2 protein-coding genes are annotated in these 2378 nt (G+C 51.3%); both read right to left on the minus strand.

The window, feature by feature from the left end:
* Positions 1–43: 43 nt before the first annotated feature.
* On the minus strand, positions 44–502 hold the full coding sequence (locus AB9F27_RS21670) for an HNH endonuclease (RefSeq protein ID WP_335586767.1): 459 nt from the start codon (positions 500–502) through the stop codon (positions 44–46).
* Positions 499–2259 (minus strand): primase-helicase family protein, encoded by a 1761-nt coding sequence (locus AB9F27_RS21675; RefSeq protein ID WP_335586768.1) that lies wholly within the window; start codon positions 2257–2259, stop codon positions 499–501. The genes AB9F27_RS21670 and AB9F27_RS21675 overlap by 4 nt, the downstream gene beginning before the upstream one ends.
* Positions 2260–2378: the final 119 nt, after the last annotated feature.

Raw genomic sequence — 2378 nt, forward strand, 5'->3', positions numbered from 1 at the left:
CCGAGACAGTGAGACGCTGAGACAGCGAGACAGTGGGAAACCTTTATTGATGGGGCCAATCCTTTTGCCTGGCTTGCTTTTGGTCGCATAGGTTTTGAGCTTGCGTTCCAACTTTGAGATGCGCTGGGTGGATGCACAGGCGATTGTTGCACAGGTGGCGGATGACGCTCTTTTTGCTGGGTAGTTCGCCTTTTATCCCCCAGGCGACCAACTGATACACTTTCTGACGGCGACCACGCCAATATATCCGTTGAATTTTCGCTGGTTTGGTGGCGGTTGCTGGAGTCCCTATTTCAATGCACCCATCCATCGTCAAACGCGCGGCCAAGAGATACCCCTGGATGCGGTGAGCAAGTTCCCCAGAGTGGTTTTTGAAGGTGTCTTTCCACCAGAGTTGGTCAACCCGATCAGTAAGTCCGGATAGGTAGTCATCCTCGAAGGCCTCGCAGGCGATTAGGCAGGTTTCGTAAGCGTCCTGTGCAATTAGGTCGATTTCACTCACGTTCTTAAGAATTTTTCGTTGGCTTCCCGGACTGCACGATCATTGAGCCATGTCTGGTATCGGCTTTCTGACGTGCTATCCAAGTAAGGCCCCTCTGCACCGTTGCTGTAGTCAACCGTTTCAGTGGTATCTGCGTCTTTTCCGTATGTTTTCATGAGCTTTGCATCCCTGAGCTTACCCCAAGTGGCATCCATGTAGTAATCCATCGGGAACCATTCGAACCCACTTTCAACGGCACCGTCCAACGTCTCAGCAAGGTCTGTGGATTTAATGCGGCGGTCTTCAACCATGAGACCTTTTTTGAGCCACGCGCGGTGTTGCTTACCACGCCAACGAAGTTTTCCGCTTTCCCAGCCTAGTCGTGCCAGAGCATTACGAACGGCGTTGTCATTTTTGGCATTTAGGTACCGCACAAGTTCTTTGAAGTCCGCACTAGGAATGATCGATACGCAATACTCCGCTAGGATCGCCTCCAGTGTGTCATCTGCTTCGTTTCCGGAGAGGGTTTGCAGTTCCCTCATGATCGGTGTGGCGTTTACTTCAAACCGCATGCTTTTGGGATCGAACTTTTCTGAAAGTTTCCGTCCCTTTAGGGCGGCATACAGAGCTGCGAGTGATTTGGGATTGTTGATCTGCCTGAATACGTCGCCGACCAACCCGTTGAATTCTTCATTTTTTGGGCCCTGAGCATGGCCTTCGTGATCCATCTCAATGATGTAATATCGGCGTTCGCCACCCTCTAGCCAAAGTGGTTTATGGTTTGTTGTGAAGAGGTAGCAAGCCTTGAGGGGAATGGTCTTCGTTGCCTGATACTTTGGATTTACGGTTGTTCTGTCGCTGGTGATGAGGTCCTTCAGGGCATTTCCCGTTTGGGACTGACTGCTGATATGCACCTCTTCTGCGACAATCAGTTTCTTGTCTAGGACGCGGTCGTTGTGGGTTGCAACTAGCTTTTCCACACCGTCAATCTTAGCGGTATTATTTGCTCCAAAAAGGGCTTCAAGCACGACGCCTATCGTGGACTTACCTGTGCCTTTTTCTTCGGAAAACAACAGGATAGCCCAAGTGGGTTTGGACGCCTCATTTTGGAGCGACCACGCAATCCAATCCAGGAGGATGGTCTGTTGGTCTTTGTCGGCAATGGCAAAATCGAGAAATGGTTGCAGGGCCCCATATTTAGCATCTTCTTGGTTCTGGCGATATTGTGGCTCAGACCAGCTATTGATGTCCCACAGGTAGTTTCGATAGAGCCGGGGCGATGTATTCCCAGGGACCGCGTAGGTCTTGCCGGACCAAACCCCGAACGCCAATCTTGGGTCTAAGGGGGCTCCCTCCATGCAGGCTTGAATAATGCTTCCTGCTTTCTTTTGAACGATGGGGGCGAAGTCGGTTCCGTGGTAGTGGGCGACCATCATAGGTTTCGCTACCTTGGAGACGTCCTCCGAAGCTAGGCGTGTTTCCTGAGCATCAACCTTGATGAACTTTTTCTCGGCGGTGAGGAACCAACTCGCCACCTCCATCAAGATTTCGCGCTGTTGGTCATCAGCGGTAGGTTCCATTGGGGCAGGGGCTGACGTCACACTTGGCTGCCACGCCACACCGGATAGGATGTCCGTTTCCATGCGTTTGAAAGCAATTTCCTGCCATTCCGTCAAGGTAGGGAACTCGTCTACCGTTGCGACAACAGGTTCAGCCTCAAATCCCTCAAGTACGTCATCTACGGGAATGCGGGTTTTATCGTTTTTTTGTAACGTCATGCGAACTTTTCACCCGAATGTTATGGGGAGGCAAGGGATTTCTCCAGGGGGAGTGCCGAGGTACAAATATTTAGGTAGTTTTCGCAAAGTGTTGCGCGGAACGACGGTAGATAGGGCGG

This window comes from Falsihalocynthiibacter sp. CO-5D18, assembly GCF_041205445.1.
Taxonomy (GTDB): domain Bacteria; phylum Pseudomonadota; class Alphaproteobacteria; order Rhodobacterales; family Rhodobacteraceae; genus Falsihalocynthiibacter; species Falsihalocynthiibacter arcticus.